Raw genomic sequence first — 15,867 nt, 5'->3', positions numbered from 1 at the left:
TTCGCAGTGGTGAGGTTGTCGAGGGACAAGTCCTGGTCGCGCAGGTCTTGTGTCACATGTGGGTGAACTAAGCCGTGGCTGGCACATTACCAATGGCCAACTGATCGGCAAGCCCGCGTACCCGCTGCACATCCAGCGCCGACGCGCGATCGCCCACGCAGAGCGCGCTGCGAAAACCCGCGAAGTCGGGCGCGAGCTGCCGCAGCGCCGGCAGGTCCGGCAGGCGCAAGGCACCGGCCAGCCCCGCCAGCTTGCCGGCCTGCCGTACCGTCGCGACGAAGCGCTGCAGCTCCGGCATGGCCACGCACGCGAAGATGCTGCCCGCGCGCTTGTCGGCGGTGTCGGCCATCAGTGCCGGAAAGCCCAACCGGCACGCGTGCGCGACCAACCCGAGGTCGAGCCCGGCGTCGGCGATGAACACCGGCACCACCGCGTGGCGGCTGCCCGCCAGCATGTCGAGCACCGCCGCGGCCTGCGGCGAGCGCTCGATGCCGACCTTCACGTAGTCGGCCCCGCAAGCCCCCACAGCCTCCACGCGGGCGGCGATGAGGTCCGCCTCGTGCATGCCCACGTCACCGATGGTCGCGCTGACCGGCAACACGATGCCGCGCTCGCGCAGCACCCGCACGATGGCGCGGACAGTTGCCACCGGCAGCCCGCCCAAGGCCCCGTCGCGCGGCTCCTTCAGGTCGATGAAATCCGCGCCACCCTCGGCCGCCAGCAAGGCCTCGGCCGGGCTGCGAACGCTGACCAGCAGCCGCATCACCGCGCCTCCTTCTCACCCGAGCGATGCCGCTGCACCGCCGCGCGCAGCCAGCCCCAGGCCTCGTGCTCTTCGGCACCGGCCGTCTTGTCGATCGCGATCTGCAGGTACGCCATCTCGGTGTCGACCTTCTCCGGCGGCAGCATGTGCAAGCGGCTGACCAGCACCGCCCCTTCGATCACCGCCGCTTGCGCGCGGTTGAAGCCGATGAAGGGCGCGTGCACCACCTCGTGCACCCGTGCCATCAGCAGCACCGGCCGCTGCACGTCGTCGCGGCGCTCGGCCAGCGCCAGCTCCACGTGGCTCAGCGCATTCGCCAGCCGCTGGCCCGGGATCTTCTGCGCCGCCACCAGCGGCCACTGCTTGCGCCCGGTCACGCAACCTGCAAACACGCGCGTGTCGGTCAACAGGTTCAACACCGCATGCCCGGTGGCGACGATGTTGTCGTGCGTGGCCGACGGCTTGAACGGCATCAGCACCACCCGCGCGTCCTGGTAGCGCACGCCCATCGGCGCCACGTGCGGCACGCCGTCGGCCGACACCGTGGTCACCACCGTCTCGTAGATCACGTCGTTCATCCGGCGCTCTCTTTCGCGCTTTTGTCCGCATTTCTCGCCTGGCCCGTGACCATCGTCGTCCCCGGCGCGCACCAGCTGCCCAGGTCCTGCGCGCGCGTCTCGACGGCCACGCCCCAATCGAGCGGCTGGTCCTGGACGTAGCGCTTGCCCAGCTTCCACGCGATCTCGGCATGCGCCAGCTCCACGCCCATGTAGAACGCGTGCGCGGCGTCGTGCTCCAGCTTCAACTGCGGCCACAGCTCGAAGGCCCCTTGCCCCAGCCGCAGGCCGTCGCGGTTGTAGACATGCAGCCCAAGCGGCGACACCTGCACGCGGAAGTTCGGGTCGCGCACCAGCGCCGCCGTCTCGGCGATCTCCTGCGGCGTGTCGGGGAACGGGTGCTTCGCATGCACCGTCATCAGCGCATCGTTGATGCCCTTCGGCAGGCTGCCATGGCGGGCCGCGGCATGCATGATGCGGCGCGCCCAGTCGGCCTCGCGCACCGCGCGGCGCGCATGCTGGCTCACCTGCGTGGTCAGCACCGCCGCCACGTCCAGCTCGGCGGCGATGCCGAACAGCAGCGCGTTGATGCCGCTGGTGTCGGCCTCGGTCAGCTCGGTCACGTTGCCGATGCCCATCATGATCGGCGCGTCCGGAAAGCGCTCGCGCAGCCGGTGGTAGCGCACGATCGATGCCGTCAGCCCGAACGGGATCGGGTCGAGGATCGAGTCGGCGAAATACGGCTTGCCCATCCTCTGCATCTGCTCGATGGCTTCGTACAGCGACGCTTCGTCGGCCGGCGTGCGCGGGATCAGCACCGGCACCGCATCCACCTCGCCGGCCACCCACAGCGTGTCCAGCGTCAGGCTCAGCAGGTAGTCGGCGCCGGCCCGGCCGCCGCGCAGCAGCTCCTGCGCATCGTTCGAATCCACGCTCACCGAGAAGCCCTCGGCCTTCAGCGCCCGCACGCTGTCGGCCAGGTGGTCGAAGCGCGTGGCCGGCAGGCTGCCGAGGTCGATCACGTCGGCGCCGTCGGCGCGCAACGCGCGCGCCCGTTCGACGATGCCGTCCACCGACAGCTTCGGCGCATCGACGATCTCGGCAAAGATCGCCACCTCGTACTCGCCCAGGTCCATCGGCTTGGCCGCGCGGTTGAAGAAGCGCGGCAGGTCCTTCAGCTCCTCGGGCCCGCGCTGCACCGGGATGCCGTAGTGCTGCGTCAGCGCCTCGAGGTCGCCGCGGCAGCGGCCCGGCACCAGGATGCGGTCGGCCTGCACCGGGCCGGGCACGCGGCGCGCGATCATCTCGGCCGTCATCAGCGCGGCCACCTGCAGGCCGAGGTCGCGCACCTCCCAGGTGAAGGGCGCCTGCTCGATGCCGTCCAGCACCCGCTCCAGGCTGGGCCGGGCCAGGTGGCCGGTCAGGAAGACGATGTGTTCCATGCGAGGGCGAGCTCTTTCAGGCGCGCATCGAGCGCGGCCTCCAGTTCGGCGGGGGAGCACACCACATGGCAGAAGTCGATGTCGCGCAGGCGGTCCACGTTGTCCAGTTCGATGCGCCGCGGGCGCAGCGTCACCCAGTCGTGCGGCGACTTCGTCACCACCACCGGTTCGGTGTCGCATGCAAACACGATGCCCGGGATGCCCAGCTTGCCGGCCTGCGCGAACATGTTGGTCGGCAGCGTGTCGCTGAAGCCGAAGGCGCACTTGGCCACCGTGTTGCTGGTGGCCGGGGCCAGCACCACCGTGTGGTACACGTCGTCGTAGAGCATGCCCACCGGCACGCCGCTCGCGGTCTTGTCGCGAAAGATGCGAAAGCGCGTCTTCAGCTCGTCGAGCGGCATCTTGTAGATGGACAGCACCTCCTCGCCCGCGGCCGACAGGAACAGGTCGCACGACGGCAGCCGCGCGGCCAGCGCGAGCGATTCGTCCAGGAAGTGGCCCGAGCCGGTGATGCACCAGGCAAAGCGCGAGCGCGGCGTGGCGTCGACCGGTGGGTCATCGTCCTCGCCGTGCAGCGGCAGCGCATCACTCGGGGTGCGAGATTTCAATGTGGAGCTTGTGGAGCTTGCGGTAGAGGGTGTTGCGGCTGACATCGAGCGCCTTGGCGACGTTGCTGACGTTCCAGCGGTGCTGCTCCAGCATCTGCAGCAGCACCTGCCGTTCGTTGGCCTGGATCGGGTTCAGCTTGAAGGGCATCACCGGGGTCTCGGCCGCGGCAGGCGCGGTGGGCAGCGCTGCCGCAGGGGCCACCAGCGCGGGTGGCGGCAGGCCGGCCGCCACCTGCGGCACGGCCGCTGCGCCGCTGCCGTCGTGCAAGCCCGGCAGGTGTGTGCACTGGATGGTCTCGCCATCGGCCAGCGCCGCCGCCGTGCGCAGCACATGGCGCAGCTGGCGGATGTTGCCCGGCCAGGCGTAGTCCATCAGCAGGCGCTCGGCCGCCGCGCTGAGCGTGGTGCCGCGGCCGCCTTCGGCCTCGAGCACGCCATGGATCAGCTCGCGCTTGTCGCTGCGCTCGCGCAGCGCCGGCAGCAGCAGCTCGATGCCCGACAGGCGGTAGTACAGGTCTTCGCGGAAGCGCCCCTCGCGCACGAGATCCGGCAACCGCTGGTGGCTGGCGCTGATGAGCTGGAAGTCCACCGCGTGCGTCTCCTCGGTGCCCAGCGGCGTGACCTGGCGCTCGTCCAGCACGCGCAGCAGCCGCGCCTGCAGGTCCAGCGGCATGTCGGCGATCTCGTCGAGGAACAGCGTGCCGCCGTCGGCCTGCAGGATCTTGCCGCGCCGGCCGGTGCGCTGCGCGCCGGTGAAGGCACCGGCGCGGTAGCCGAACAGCTCGGATTCGATCAGCGTCTCGGGCAGGCTCGCGCAGTTGATCGCGACGAAGGCACCGCCGGCATGTGGGCTGGCCTCGTGCACCGCGCGCGCGAACACCTCCTTGCCGGAGCCGGTCTCGCCGCACAGCAGCACCGGCGTCTGGCGCGCGATCACGCGGCGCGCGGTCTCGAGGTGGGCCGCCAGGCGCGCGTCCTTGAAGGTCGGCGACTGCGCCGACGGGCGCGATGCCACCGGCGTGCGCGGGGCAAGGCGCGCCACCGTCGCCGCGGGCGTGCCGGCCACGGGTGCCGACAGCGCGTGCACCGGTGCGTCCGATTCGGTGGCCGGGCGCCGTGCCACCGCGAAGAAGCGCAGCGCCGCGTTGGCGCGGAAGGTCACGATCGGGTGGAACGACGATTGCGTGCTGCGCTGCAGCATGTCTTCGAGCGAGGTCTGGAACAGGTCTTCGATGTGGCGCGAGCGGATCTCGTCGACCGATTGCAGCCCCAGCTGGAACAGCGCGCTGCGGTTGGCCGCGAGGATGCGCCCGTCGTCGCCGACGGCGAGCTTGCCCTCGTGCAGCGTGTAGACGAACTCGGGCCGGCTGTGGAAGTGCAGCGGATGCGCGCTGCGGAAGCGCCGGTCGATCAGCCGGTTCTCGATCATGCGCGCCGTCATGCCCAGCAGCACCAGCAGGTGCTGCTGCATCAGGCTGGAGCGGCTGCTGACGTCGAGCACCGCGGCGATGTGGCCCGACGGGTCGTACACCGGCACCGCCGAACAGGTGAGCTGCGTGAACTGCGTGAAGAAGTGGTCCTCGCGGCGCACCGAGATCGGCGCCGCGGCCGCCAGGCAGGTGCCCATGCCGTTGGTGCCGGCCTCGGTCTCGCTCCACATGCCGCCGGGGCGCAGGCCGAGCGGGCCCATCTCGGCGGCGAACTCGGTGGACGCCACCATGTGCACGATCACGCCGTCGATGTCGGTCAGCACCACCGCCGAGTCGGCATCGCCGAGCTGCTGGTACAGCGTGGTCATCTCGTAGCGTGCGCAGTCGATCACGTCGGCCTGGCGTTCGCGCCGCTCCTCGAGCGCGGCGCGGCTGATGACGGCCGGCTCGCGTGCCTTGTCGGGGTGAAGCCGGTATTCGTTGAGGCAACGGCTCCAGGACTGCGTCACCACGTCGTTCGCCGATTCGTGGAGGCCGCTTCGCACCACGTCCATCACATGCTCGGCATGTCGATCGTCGCCCGTCCGCAACACCAGCGTCATGTGCTTCCCCCTAATACCGCAGGAGCCTGATTCTGGGGCGATCCCGCGCCCTGCATACCCGGTGAAACGAGGAGTCTGCCCCGTGGCCTGCTTTTTGCGACCGGCCCCGGAAACAACCCCGGAGACACGATGACCATTCCCAGCCGACAACCCAGCGTCGCGAGCGCCGCCGCCGATCCCGATCTGCATCCGACGGCGCCGCTCGACCTGATCTTCATCGAAGGCCTCACCGGCGAAACGGTCATCGGCATCCACGAGTCCGAACTCCACCGGCCGCAGCCGCTGGTGATCGACGTGCACGCCGGCCTGCCGCGGGCGCGCGCCTGCGACACCGACCGCATCGTCGACACCATCGACTACAGCGTGGTGCGCGAACGCCTGCTGCGCCTGCTGGCCGAGCACCGTCTGAAGCTGCTGGAGGCGCTGGCCGAGACGGTCGCCGACATCCTGCTCGGCGAGTTCGGCGCGAGCTGGGTGCGCGTGAAGATCGTCAAGCCGCACAAGTTCGCCGACGTGGCGGCGGTCGGCGTGCAGATCGAGCGCATCGCGAGCCCGGTGTCGGCGGCCGGCCGTTCGGCCACCGTCGTGCAACTGCTCGGCTCGGGCCTGGTGCCCTCGTAGCCCGGATGGGCATCCGGGCTACCAAGCTCAACCTGCCGCGAACGGGTGCGGCGTCGAGCCCTTCTTCGCCACCACCTCGGCCGCGGTCGGCGAGCCGGCGACGGCGCGCTTGATCGACTCCTTGACGGCGCGGTAGTTGAAGTCCTGGATCTTCTTGTCGTCCTCGGCCAGCCAGTGGATGAAGACGCCGACGCAGACGAACAGGTTGTCCGCTTCCGCCGCCGGGATCGTGCCGTCCTCGACGCAGTCGGCCACGGCCATGGCCACGGCGCGCTGCGCCGGCCCGAACATCTGGACGGCCTGCTTGGCGCCCTTGATCGTGACCTTGTTGAACATCACGGTGGCAGGCTTGGTCAGCAGGTTCGGCGCGACCACGGCCAGCAGCGACGTGAAGCCGTCCTTGTTGTTGGTCAGCGCGTTGGCGAATGCGGCTTCGACGGGGCTGCCGCGCGGCCCGATGAGCAGGTCGATGTGGGCAACTTCATTGCCCTCTCCGACGAGCGACTCCCCGACCATCATGCGATCGATCTTGGCCATGGCTGTGTCATCTCCTGTATGCGTTTGTGGGGAAGGTCCCGACACTGGCAAGGCGCCAGTGCTTCAGGGCTGTTATCACGTTCCGTGCCATCGCGCGCGGATCACCCGAGGAGGCCGGCGATCATCAGCGTCGCCACCGTCAAATCGGCGCTGGTACCGGGGTTGATGCCCCGTGCCTTCAGCGATTCGTCCCAGGCGGCGAAGGCCGGCGACGCATCCAGGCCGTCGACGCCGCGCCAGGCCTGCGCCGAGGCCATGACAGTCTGTGCCACGGCCCCGCCGTGTTTGCGAACAATGTGTGAATCGGCAAAGCTGCCCAGCAGCGCGATGTAGAGCCGCTGCACCGCCGCTGTCGTGGACGCGTCGGGCGAGACGCAGGCGGCGGCCTGCGGGCATGCAAAGCCCGGGCCCAGGGCGGGCAGCGCGATGTCGAACAGGTCGGCATAGCCGTCCCGGTACTGCCGTGCAATCAGGTCATGGCCGGCCGACAAGGCCATCGCGGCGCGCAGGTCGACGCTCGGCGCACTGCGCACGTCCTCGGCCGGCGCATCCCCCAGGCCACCGGGGTTGGCGCGGGCGATGGCGCGGTAGGCGTGCTCGGCATCGGCGAGGCCCAGGCCCGCCAGCACCTCGGCGATGGCTTCGCGCAGCGCTCGCGGCGTCGTGGCCTCGGGCTGCCGTTCCACCGCCACCGCCACCGGTGCGCACAGCAGCAGGATGCCCAGGTTGGTGTTGCAGTGCGCCACCGACCAGCTGGCCTGGACGGCAGCTTCGATGCGCTCGCCGACGCCCGTCCCCCTGCCGAACAGCGGCTCGGCCGCTGCAACGGCACTGTCGATGAACATCGAGGCCTGCATGCGGTGGCCGGCGGAATGCAGGCTCACGTTGCCCGGCTTGCGCACGGCCACGTCGAGCGTGCAGGCGCACAGGAAGCTCGCCTTCGCACGCTCCAGGCGGTCGATCACGCGCGCAGCCATTCGGCGGCGTCGCCCACCGCGCACTTGCGGTCCAGCAGGTCGTCGACGATGGCATGCGCGATGTTGAACCCCGTCACGCGCTGCAGGCCCTGCCACGCCGCCACGCCATTGACCTCGATCACCTGCGTGCCTTGCGCCGACGGGATCAGGTCGACGCCGGCGTAGTCCATGTCCAGCGCCTGGGCCGATCGTTCTGCCAGTTGCGCCAGGTCGGGCGTCAGCTCGGCCGCTTCGCAGCGCGCGCCCTGCGCGACGTTGTGGATCCAGTGCTCGCTGACGCGGCGCATCGCGGTGATCGCGCTGCCCCCCACCACCAGCACGCGCCAGTCGAAGCCGGGCGTGGTGGACGCGGGCACGAAGCGCTGCAGGTAGGCGAGCGAGCCGAAGCCCTGGCCGAGCGCCGGCAGCGCGTGGTGCACGCCGTCCACGTCGCCGACCAGCTGCAGGCCCTTGCCCTGCGAGCCGAACAGCGGCTTGAGCACCAGCGCATGGCCGGCTGCGCCTTCGCGCACCGCGATGCGCTGTGCGTGCGCCTGCGATTCGGTGGCCCAGGTGGGGGGCGTCGGCACGCCGGCCGCATGCAGCAGCAGGCTGGTCATCGACTTGTCGACGCTGCGCTCGATGGCGCGCGCATCGTTGTAGACCGGCACGCCCAGCTCGCGCAGCGCATGCAGCACGCCCAGCCGCTTGGTGACCTGCTCGAAGCTGCCGCCGGCGATGCCGCGCACCAGCACCGCATCCGGCAGCCCGCGGCCGAAGCCGGGCAGCGCCAGGCCGTGCCACGCCAGCGTGGTGTCGATGTGGCAATCGGCGAGGTCGATGCAGCGGCCCACCGCACCGCGTGCCCGCAGGGCGGCCTGCAACTGGCGCGTGTGCCACCCGACCTCGTCGGTCATGATCGCGATGCGCATCACGCCTCCTGCAGCCAGAGCTGCCGCAGCAGCGTCATGTTCAGCGCGCCGCCATGCCAGGTGTGGCCGCTGTCGAGGTTGCTGACCCACACCTCGGCCGGCGCAAACAGCCCGGCATCGATCTTGTAGAAGTCGTAGCCGGCCTCCTTGAAGATGTCGGCGAACGAGCGGCCATGGTCGCGCGAGTGGGTGGACGGCAGGTGCCGCGCCAGCGCCAGCGCGGCCGCGTCGTCGCCGCGCACGCTCAGGTGCACCTGGCCTCCGTAGAGGATGGCGTCGTTGGTGCGGCCCATCGCCTGCACGCCGTCGGGCGTCGGCGACGGCAGCGGCGCGGTGGCGACGCCCTCGACGATGTGGTCGAGCGCGAAGCCCAGCGTGTGCGCCTTGTGCAAGGCCGTCTCCAGCACGCGCGCGACGATCTGCGTCGTGCCGGCCAGGCTGGTGGTCGGCGTCAGCACGATCGTCAAGCCGTCGGGTTGCAGCCCGCAGTCGTGCAGCAGCTTGTCGACGATCACCGGCGGCGGCGGGCGGTCGACCTCCATCACCAACACGCCGCAGTCGGCGCGGTCGCGGTAGCCCAGCTCCTTGAACAGGTCTTCCTTGGCGGCCAGCGCGCGCGCCGGGCCGGAGCCGAGCGAGAAGAACTTCTTGCCGCCGGTCTCTTCCTTCGTCGCCGACAGGCTCCAGCCGGCGTACTGGCTGCCCAGGCAGGCCAGCACCGGCTGCGAGCTGCGCACCTCGACCCAGGTGGGCCAACCGTGCAGCGAACCGGCATGCAGGGCCACATGCCCCAGCCCGCCCATGCAGATCTGGCCGACCCGCAGGCCGGCGGCGATGCTGCCGCGCGCCTCGATGCCGGCGTCAACGATGCACACGCCGCGTTCGTCGCGGCGCACCGCCACCTGCAGCGCGTCGGCATCGGCAAGCAGGCGCTCGACCAGCGGGCGCGCCCGCGTGTTGACGCTCAGGAGGGGGGTGGTCATGGCGCTGTCTCCGGTGTGTCGAGGGTGTCCAGCAAGGCCTCGCGCGCCTGGTGCAGTGCCGCGCGCACCGCATCGGCATCGGCGCCGCTGCGGCCCAGGCTGCACAGCGGGTCGCCGGCCGCATGGCGCGTGCCGGCGCAGGGCAGGTCGTGGGCGCCGGGCCAGGCGGCGAGCCGCCGCGCCAGCGCATCATCGACCCGGCCGGCGTGGCGCGCAAACACGATCTCGATGCCCTCGACGCGCTGCGGGCCGACGCGCGGTTGCGGCAGTTCGCCGTCCCGGCAGGCCTTCAGGTGCGCCGCCATCACGCCGTCGCCGTACAGGGCCAGGCTGGCCGGAGGCCGCGGGTTGACTTCGAGCACCGCGATGTCGTCGCCGTCGCGCATGAAGTCGAGGCTGCACAGCCCGCGCAGCTCGAAGCCGGCGGTCAATGCGTCGACGGCGGCGAGCGCGCGCGCCGCCGCACGACCGCCGAGCGCCACCGGCCCCACGACGCCGCAGAAGACGAACGGCCGCGCGCCGAAGCGGCGCACCGTGATCTCGTTGAAGCCGAGCAGCACCGCGCGCCGGCCATTGGCGACGAAGGTGGCCGACATCGGCACGCCCGGCGCTTCCTGCTGCAGGTAGTGCTGGGCCGGCATGTCGGCCACGCGCTGCGGCGTGGCGCGGCTCACGTGCCAGCCGCCGCTGCCCAGCGCGTCCTTGGCCAGCCAGCGCGTGCCGTCGTCCGGCAGCGTGCGCGACAGCGCACCCAGCCGCACGGCGGGGTGGGCGATGCCCTGCGAGGCGAGGAAGCCGAAGAAGAGGCCCGGGTCGCGCACGCGGCACACCGCCGACACCGGCGTGCCGAGCAGCGGCAGCAGCTGCGCGGCTTCGGCCAGCAGGCGCGGCCGCCCCTCGAAGCCGCTGCCGGCGACCCAGCCGCCGACGTCGCCGCGCCGCGCCAGTTCGCGCAGCGCCGACAGCGTGCACGCGTCGTCGATCGCGAGCGTGGCGGGCTCGCCCAGGCTCATCCAGTGCGACGCGGCGCGGCGCGTGTCGGCATCGCCGAACAGGTCGAGCGCGACCACGTCGAAGCCGTCGCGCACCGCGGCCTCGGCCATCATGCGGGCGGACAGCGCCGCCACCGCGATCACCGGCCGCTTCAAGCCGTGCCGCCGGCCGCGCGCTCCGCGAGGAACGCCCGCGCGGTGGCGAACGCCTCCGGGAAGCCGAGCACCAGCGCCTTCTTGTCGGATTCGCGCATCTGCACCAGCAGGCGGTGCTGCGTCTGGTACTTCACGTTGCCCACCGCCAGCGCGCCGATGCCCACCGCCGTGCTGCCGGCGAGCGGCTGGCCGTCGTCCATCACGCCGACGCCGGAGATGCCCTCGGGCGGCACCGCGTTGACGTCGGCCGCCACCTTGAGCCGGCGGGCATGCTTCAGGTCCTCGGCCGAGACCACCTGCACGCCGGCCGCGGCGCAGGCCAGCACCACGTCGGTCTCGGCGAGCGACGCGCGCACCGCGGCGTGGTCGGCCCCCGACACGCCATGCATCGTGACCTGGAAGCGCGTGGCTGTTTCCTGCGCGCCTGCTTCGGCGGCGGCCGTCCCGCTGCGGCTGGAAAGCGTCACCAGCGCCCCCGCCTGTGCCGCGATCACGCCGGCGATGCGGCCCACCGGGCCCAGCCCGCCGAGCACCACCACGCGCTGCCCGGCGAGGCCCAGGCCGTGCTTCTTCTGCAGGGCCGCCTCGGTGCAGGCGACCATGGCGGCGGCCGTCGTGTAGGCGCCGCTCGGGTCGGCCATCGCCGACACGACGAAGGGCTTGACCATCGAGGCCCGGGCGCGCTCCAGCATGTCGGCCGCGAGCATCGCGTTGCGCCCGCCGATGAAGAGGCCGGTGCGCGCGACGCCCTTGGGGCCGCGCGAGAAGATCGCATCCTGCGTCAGCGCGGTGACGTCGTCGAGACCGACCTCGCAGTACGGCACGATCACCTGGTAGCCGGCATCGGCCGCCATGTTGACGTCGAACGGGCTCGCCTGCTTGCCGGGCGTGAAGAGGTGGAGGATGTAGGGGCGTTCCATGGCGTGTTTTCTAGAAGGGGACGCAGGCGTGCTCGCTGAGCACCGCCCCGCGGTTGAGGCCGGCGACGATGCTCACCGCGAGGCCGGGCTCGAGCAGGCGGCCGGCCCGCAGCGCCTGCAGCGCCGCGTCGGCGGCGGCCTGCGACGGCAGGATCGCGAATCCGGTCGGCCCCCACGAGCTCTGGCCGATGGCCGCGCCGTCGACGGCCTGCACGATGCGGCCCACCGCCGCGCTGGTGTAGGCGCCGCCTTGCGCCGGCGCGAAGTGCTCGCCGAGCAACTGCTGCACGCGGTTGATGCCGGCCGCGAACGGCGCGAACTCGTTGCCGGCCGCGCCGGGCAGCACGCGCATCAGCACCTGGTGGCAGATGTCGGCCGACAAGGCCTGCGGCAGCGGTTCGAGCGTCGCGATGGCCTGCTTTTCCTGCGGGCCCGAGAGGCCGCGGTGGCGCTCGTCCTGCACCACCAGCACGCGCCAGGCTGCCGGGAAGGCGATGCGCGACAACAGCGGCGCCGGCATGCCGTCGGCACCGGGCCCGCCATCGACCAGCAGGCCACCCTGGTCGAAGCCGGCGATGCCGATGCCCGAGCGCAGCCCGCGCGCCAGCCAGTGCGCGAGCGTCGCGCTCGCGATCGTCAAGCCGTGCCAGTGCGCGAAGGCGCGGCCGATCGCCAGCGCGAGCTGCGTGCCCGAGCCGAAGCCGGCATGCGGCGGCAGCATGCGCGACAGTTGCAGGCGCAGCGGCGTGCGCAGCCCGGTGTGCTCGCGCAGCACCTGCAGGTAGCGCCCGGCGCGGTCGATTTCGGCCTGCGCGGCGGCGTCGACCGCCACCAGCTCGTCGGCCGATGCGGCCCCCAGTTCGATCTCGGTCGCGATGCCGTCGATCACCAGCCCCAGGCTGCCGAAGCGGCGGCCCAGCGTGCCCGCCGGGTCGAGGAACCCGAGGTGCAGGCGGCCAGGCGCGCGCAGCTTCAGCACGCGGTGGTGATCGGTGGCGGTGACAGGCATCGGGGACTGACCAAGCAATCCCCGTTCCGCTGGGGTTTACCCCGGAAAAACGGCTCGCAAGGGCGTGCGCCGGCCCGCGCCTGTCCCGGCCGGGTGACACAGTGTCCTGGGCGCGCCCTCAGCCGCCGCCGGGCCGCCCCAAGGCGGCTGCGCCCCCTCGGGGGGCAGGAACGCAGTGACGTGGGGGTCACTATTCATACTTGATGTACTTGAAGCGCGGGTCATCGGGCGTGCCTTCGAGCGGCGAACCTTCCACGGCTCCGGGCTGCCACATCACCACCTCCTCGATCTTCGCGGCGAGCGCGAAGTCCTTGTCGGTGATGCCCTTGGCCGCGTGGTTCATCAGCTTGACGGTGACGAAGGCGAACGAGACCGTGAGGTCGGGGTGGTGCCAGGCGGCTTCGGCCAGGTGGCCGACGGTGTTCACCACCATCAGCGTGCCCTTCCAGCCGCCGGTCTTGTACTTGCGGCGGATCCAGCCGTCTTCGAGGTACCACTTGGGCAGCTCGGCCTTCAGGCGGGCCTCGACCTCGTCGGTCGAATAGGTTTCGTCGGGAGTCTTCTTGCGCCATTGCGTCATGTCGGTCTCCTCGGCAGGGTTGACGGCCTTGATCTTTTGCGCGGCACCGCCCAGCATCATCCCTCCACCGGAGCAAACACTGTGCGCAGAAGGGTCTGGAACGTCGCGATCGCGTCCGCGCTGCTGGGCATCGGCAGCCGGCGCGCGGGGGCTGCGCAGCTCAGCGTCGAGCAGGTGCGCGAGCGGCTGGCCGCGGCGCAGGGGCCGGCCGACCTGTCGGGGCACGACCTGTCCGACCTGGACCTGAGCCGCATCGATTTCCGGCAGGCGCGGCTGGCGGGGGCCAGCCTCTTTGCGTCGAAGCTCGTGCTGAGCAAGCTCAACGGCGCCGACCTGACACGCGTCAACCTGAACGGCGCATGGCTGATGGGCACCGACTTCAGCGGCGCCACGCTGGTGGGCAGCAGCATGCTCAGCGTGGTGGTGCTGGGGGGCGAGGTGAAGACGCCGCCCAGCTTCGCGGGGGCCGACCTGAGCGGGGCGCGCATCATTGCCGACTTTCCGGGTGTGAACCTGCGGCGCGCGAAGCTGGTCAAGACCAACCTGGGCGTCAACATCAAGAACCAGGGCATGGGGCAGATGCGCACCGACCTGTCGGGCGCCGACCTCAGCGAGGCCGACCTGGAGGGGGCGGACCTCAACCGATCGATGATGTCGTTCGCGAAGCTCGTCAACGCCAACCTGCGCGGCGTGAACTTCTTCAACGCGAAGATGGCAGGGGCCGACTTGAGCGGCGCGGATGTCACGGGCGCGGATTTCACCGATGCCGTGCTCGACGGCATCGTGCTCACCAACGTGAAAGGCCGCGCCAAGGGCCTGTAGTCAACCCTTGCGCTTCGTCGAATTCGCCGCCAGCTTCGCCGCGTCCTCGTCCGGCGGCAGCAGCGAGGTCAGCGTTCCCGGCGGCAGGTTGCGCAGCTGCGCGGGATCCAGCTTGCCGATGAACTTCCAGCCCGCCGGCAGCTTGATGAAGGCGAAGGCGGTGGCCGGGTCCACGAACACGTCGTAGTCGTTGACGACGACCGCGTCGCTGTTCTGGGCCTTGACCGGCGATCCGATCAAGGCACCCAGCACGAGCGCGAAGCAGGACAGGTGGCGGGCAAAGTGGCGGGACATCGGGATCTCCAGGTCGGGTTCGGGTGGGAGGCCAGTGTCGACGCGCCGTGCTTCAACCCGACTTCATGGAACACTGCGTGCGTTTCATTCGTTGCCGCTATGCTGTCTCCCCGTGATTCCCGCGTTCAACCATTCTCACGTGCTCCCTCCTTTCGAGGGTGATCGGCTCACAAGTGCACGCAGTTCGCCGTATCCCGTGAGTGCGAGCCAGCTGGCGCAACGCTTTGCCGTCAGTACCCAGCGGCGGGTCGTCCTCGACGGCTTGCTGCGCTACCGCACCGAGTTGCGAGGCCTGGGTTTTGTGCGGGGGTTTCAATGGCTCGACGGAAGCTTTGTCGAGGATGTGGAAGCCCGAGAAGGGCGCGCGCCCGCAGACATTGACCTGGTGACGTTTTCCTACCCGCCCGCGGGGATGGACAAGGCAGGCATCAACGCGATGATGGACTCCCGGCCCGATCTCTTCATTCAAGAACTGTGCAAGAAGAACTTTCACTGCGACACGAGCATCGTCAACCTGACCACCTCACCCGAGTGACTCGTCACGCAAACGCGATACTGGTATGGCCTGTACTCGCACCGCCGCGGCGATGCCCTGTGGAAGGGCTTGCTGCAGTTGCCCCTGGATTCCGATGATGAGAGTGCCCGTACGATGCTGGATTCGCTGATGTCCCAAGGAGGCCCCGATGTTGGCTCAGCTTGAGAAGCAATTCTTGCAGGCGGACCTGGCGCAGGCACGCCAACTGCTCGCCGATGGCCGGGCGCACGATGACCCCATCGCCGAGCGTCAGTTTGCCCAGCGCGTCGCACGCCTCGAACACGAGCTGGACAGGTTGTCACAGGCCGTCCTGGATGCACCCGCCGGGGTGGCCTTGTTCTTCGGCGGCCGACCGGTGATCGGCTCGCAGGGGATCAAGGCCGCCTTCGGGACGCAGGCCGTCGGGCAGTTCCAGAAGCTCGTGAGCCAGCGCTACGCCGCTGCAGAAACAGGCCCGCTGTCGTCCCGGGGCAGGGTTCCCATGAGCGAGGACACGCAACTTCTTGTCACCGATGTCGTCCGCGGCTCGTTCGGCTTCGTGTTGCAAGCCGATGAGCCGGTTCACGGCGATGCGGTCCTCAAAGAGGTGGTCGATGAGGTGGCCGATACCTTGTCGCGCATGGCTGCGGCAGACGATGCCCTGTTCGACGAAGCCTCGGCCCGCGTGGACAACCGCCAGCTCGGCGCACTGAAGGAGTTCTTCAAGTTGCTCGATGACGAAGGCGCGAGCCTGCGGGTTGTCGAGGGCGAGCGGGATTTCGAGTTGACATCGGACGGCGTGCGGCGCGCGCGGCAACGTGTCGAGGCCTTGTCCATCGAGGATCGCATCGAAACCTTGCAGGGCGAGATCATCGGTTGGGCCGAATACTCGCTTCGCTTCGAACTGCGCGTCCATGCCGACGACAGTGTGGTCGTCGGGACGGTGTCGCGCGAAGCGATGGAGCGCCTGCTGGAGGATGGTGTCATCCTGCTGCACCGCCACGTTCGTGCTCGGGTCAAGGTCCGTGAGATGCGATTGCGCAACCGACCGCCGCGCAAGACGTTTGCCCTGCAAGCGATCGAGACGATCGAGGCCCCATCGGGTTGGCCGCAACGAGCGGGCCAACGGCCGATCTAGAGTGGGACGAT

At 70.4% G+C, this 15,867-nt stretch carries 18 protein-coding genes; 4 read left to right on the top strand and 14 right to left on the bottom strand.

The annotated features are described in order from the left end of the window. Positions 1-67: 67 nt before the first annotated feature. From AC1DYN_RS09045 to AC1DYN_RS09025, 5 genes are read right to left on the bottom strand one after another with little or no spacing between them, the layout of a single operon-like run. Entirely contained in the window at positions 68-763 is a 696-nt protein-coding gene (locus AC1DYN_RS09045; protein ID WP_477958789.1) for a (5-formylfuran-3-yl)methyl phosphate synthase, read from the bottom strand. Further along, positions 763-1,341 carry a DUF447 domain-containing protein gene (locus tag AC1DYN_RS09040; protein ID WP_477958788.1) on the bottom strand — a complete coding sequence of 193 codons (579 nt, stop codon included), beginning with the start codon at positions 1,339-1,341 and terminating at the stop codon, positions 763-765. The genes AC1DYN_RS09045 and AC1DYN_RS09040 overlap by 1 nt, the downstream gene beginning before the upstream one ends. Then, positions 1,338-2,762 carry a DUF6513 domain-containing protein gene (locus AC1DYN_RS09035; RefSeq protein ID WP_477958787.1) on the bottom strand — a complete coding sequence of 475 codons (1,425 nt, stop codon included), beginning with the start codon at positions 2,760-2,762 and terminating at the stop codon, positions 1,338-1,340. The genes AC1DYN_RS09040 and AC1DYN_RS09035 overlap by 4 nt, the downstream gene beginning before the upstream one ends. Continuing rightward, positions 2,741-3,370, bottom strand: a complete 630-nt coding sequence (locus AC1DYN_RS09030) for a flavoprotein (RefSeq protein ID WP_477958786.1) — start codon at positions 3,368-3,370, stop codon at positions 2,741-2,743. Before AC1DYN_RS09030 ends, AC1DYN_RS09035 begins: the two co-directional genes overlap by 22 nt. After that, positions 3,348-5,402 (bottom strand): sigma-54-dependent Fis family transcriptional regulator, encoded by a 2,055-nt coding sequence (locus AC1DYN_RS09025; RefSeq protein ID WP_477958785.1) that lies wholly within the window; start codon positions 5,400-5,402, stop codon positions 3,348-3,350. Before AC1DYN_RS09025 ends, AC1DYN_RS09030 begins: the two co-directional genes overlap by 23 nt. 129 nt (positions 5,403-5,531) lie before the next feature. Here AC1DYN_RS09025 and AC1DYN_RS09020 point away from each other — a divergent pair, with 129 nt between their 5' ends. Next, on the top strand, positions 5,532-6,023 hold the full coding sequence (locus tag AC1DYN_RS09020; RefSeq protein ID WP_477958784.1) for a dihydroneopterin aldolase: 492 nt from the start codon (positions 5,532-5,534) through the stop codon (positions 6,021-6,023). 27 nt (positions 6,024-6,050) lie between these two features. Here AC1DYN_RS09020 and fae read toward each other — a convergent pair whose 3' ends face one another. The 8 genes from fae to AC1DYN_RS08980 form a co-directional block, all read right to left on the bottom strand. Continuing rightward, positions 6,051-6,560: a formaldehyde-activating enzyme gene (gene fae / locus AC1DYN_RS09015; RefSeq protein ID WP_477958783.1), complete on the bottom strand. Its 510-nt coding sequence runs from the start codon at positions 6,558-6,560 to the stop codon at positions 6,051-6,053. A gap of 101 nt (positions 6,561-6,661) precedes the next feature. After that, positions 6,662-7,537, bottom strand: coding sequence for a triphosphoribosyl-dephospho-CoA synthase (locus AC1DYN_RS09010; RefSeq protein ID WP_477958782.1), 876 nt, complete (start codon positions 7,535-7,537; stop codon positions 6,662-6,664). After that, a complete protein-coding gene (locus AC1DYN_RS09005) occupies positions 7,522-8,448 on the bottom strand; it encodes an ATP-grasp domain-containing protein (RefSeq protein WP_477958781.1) in 927 nt (308 codons plus the stop codon). Before AC1DYN_RS09005 ends, AC1DYN_RS09010 begins: the two co-directional genes overlap by 16 nt. Further along, positions 8,448-9,431, bottom strand: coding sequence for a methenyltetrahydromethanopterin cyclohydrolase (mch, locus tag AC1DYN_RS09000; RefSeq protein WP_477958780.1), 984 nt, complete (start codon positions 9,429-9,431; stop codon positions 8,448-8,450). Before mch ends, AC1DYN_RS09005 begins: the two co-directional genes overlap by 1 nt. Next, complete coding sequence (locus tag AC1DYN_RS08995) at positions 9,428-10,579, bottom strand: ATP-grasp domain-containing protein (protein WP_477958779.1); 1,152 nt, start codon at positions 10,577-10,579, stop codon at positions 9,428-9,430. The genes mch and AC1DYN_RS08995 overlap by 4 nt, the downstream gene beginning before the upstream one ends. Next, positions 10,576-11,499, bottom strand: a complete 924-nt coding sequence (locus AC1DYN_RS08990) for an NAD(P)-dependent methylenetetrahydromethanopterin dehydrogenase (protein WP_477958778.1) — start codon at positions 11,497-11,499, stop codon at positions 10,576-10,578. Before AC1DYN_RS08990 ends, AC1DYN_RS08995 begins: the two co-directional genes overlap by 4 nt. A gap of 10 nt (positions 11,500-11,509) precedes the next feature. Continuing rightward, positions 11,510-12,508: a beta-ribofuranosylaminobenzene 5'-phosphate synthase family protein gene (locus tag AC1DYN_RS08985; protein WP_477958777.1), complete on the bottom strand. Its 999-nt coding sequence runs from the start codon at positions 12,506-12,508 to the stop codon at positions 11,510-11,512. A 190-nt stretch (positions 12,509-12,698) separates the two neighbouring features. Then, positions 12,699-13,088: a 4a-hydroxytetrahydrobiopterin dehydratase gene (locus AC1DYN_RS08980; protein ID WP_477958776.1), complete on the bottom strand. Its 390-nt coding sequence runs from the start codon at positions 13,086-13,088 to the stop codon at positions 12,699-12,701. Between the two features lie 81 nt (positions 13,089-13,169). Here AC1DYN_RS08980 and AC1DYN_RS08975 point away from each other — a divergent pair, with 81 nt between their 5' ends. After that, complete coding sequence (locus AC1DYN_RS08975; protein ID WP_477958775.1) at positions 13,170-13,910, top strand: pentapeptide repeat-containing protein; 741 nt, start codon at positions 13,170-13,172, stop codon at positions 13,908-13,910. Here the strand turns inward: AC1DYN_RS08975 and AC1DYN_RS08970 are convergent, their stop codons facing one another. After that, positions 13,911-14,204 (bottom strand): hypothetical protein, encoded by a 294-nt coding sequence (locus AC1DYN_RS08970; protein ID WP_477958774.1) that lies wholly within the window; start codon positions 14,202-14,204, stop codon positions 13,911-13,913. It abuts the gene before it with no gap. Positions 14,205-14,238: 34 nt separating this feature from the next. On the opposite strand from AC1DYN_RS08970, the gene AC1DYN_RS08965 reads away from it, so the two are divergent. Together AC1DYN_RS08965 and AC1DYN_RS08960 are read left to right on the top strand one after the other, a co-directional pair. After that, positions 14,239-14,739, top strand: coding sequence for a DUF6932 family protein (locus AC1DYN_RS08965; RefSeq protein ID WP_477958773.1), 501 nt, complete (start codon positions 14,239-14,241; stop codon positions 14,737-14,739). Between the two features lie 148 nt (positions 14,740-14,887). Beyond that, complete coding sequence (locus AC1DYN_RS08960) at positions 14,888-15,856, top strand: hypothetical protein (protein WP_477958772.1); 969 nt, start codon at positions 14,888-14,890, stop codon at positions 15,854-15,856. Positions 15,857-15,867: the final 11 nt, after the last annotated feature.

The sequence above is a fragment of the Rhizobacter sp. P2_D12 genome (assembly GCF_056404395.1).
The sequence above is the reverse complement of the archived record's forward strand: the minus strand, read 5'-3'. Positions and strand labels throughout refer to the sequence as shown.

Excerpts from the sequence above, each read along its gene's own strand:
- AC1DYN_RS09020 (WP_477958784.1), top strand. The coding sequence starts at position 5,532 with ATGACCATTCCCAGCCGACAACCCAGCGTCGCGAGCGCCGCCGCCGAT.
- AC1DYN_RS08990 (WP_477958778.1), bottom strand. The coding sequence starts at position 11,499 with ATGGAACGCCCCTACATCCTCCACCTCTTCACGCCCGGCAAGCAGGCG.
- AC1DYN_RS09025 (WP_477958785.1), bottom strand. The coding sequence starts at position 5,402 with ATGACGCTGGTGTTGCGGACGGGCGACGATCGACATGCCGAGCATGTG.
- AC1DYN_RS09010 (WP_477958782.1), bottom strand. The coding sequence starts at position 7,537 with ATGGCTGCGCGCGTGATCGACCGCCTGGAGCGTGCGAAGGCGAGCTTC.
- AC1DYN_RS08970 (WP_477958774.1), bottom strand. The coding sequence starts at position 14,204 with ATGTCCCGCCACTTTGCCCGCCACCTGTCCTGCTTCGCGCTCGTGCTG.
- AC1DYN_RS08980 (WP_477958776.1), bottom strand. The coding sequence starts at position 13,088 with ATGACGCAATGGCGCAAGAAGACTCCCGACGAAACCTATTCGACCGAC.
- AC1DYN_RS08960 (WP_477958772.1), top strand. The coding sequence starts at position 14,888 with ATGTTGGCTCAGCTTGAGAAGCAATTCTTGCAGGCGGACCTGGCGCAG.
- AC1DYN_RS08985 (WP_477958777.1), bottom strand. The coding sequence starts at position 12,508 with ATGCCTGTCACCGCCACCGATCACCACCGCGTGCTGAAGCTGCGCGCG.
- AC1DYN_RS09035 (WP_477958787.1), bottom strand. The coding sequence starts at position 2,762 with ATGGAACACATCGTCTTCCTGACCGGCCACCTGGCCCGGCCCAGCCTG.
- fae (WP_477958783.1), bottom strand. The coding sequence starts at position 6,560 with ATGGCCAAGATCGATCGCATGATGGTCGGGGAGTCGCTCGTCGGAGAG.
- AC1DYN_RS09040 (WP_477958788.1), bottom strand. The coding sequence starts at position 1,341 with ATGAACGACGTGATCTACGAGACGGTGGTGACCACGGTGTCGGCCGAC.
- AC1DYN_RS09005 (WP_477958781.1), bottom strand. The coding sequence starts at position 8,448 with ATGCGCATCGCGATCATGACCGACGAGGTCGGGTGGCACACGCGCCAG.
- mch (WP_477958780.1), bottom strand. The coding sequence starts at position 9,431 with ATGACCACCCCCCTCCTGAGCGTCAACACGCGGGCGCGCCCGCTGGTC.
- AC1DYN_RS09045 (WP_477958789.1), bottom strand. The coding sequence starts at position 763 with ATGCGGCTGCTGGTCAGCGTTCGCAGCCCGGCCGAGGCCTTGCTGGCG.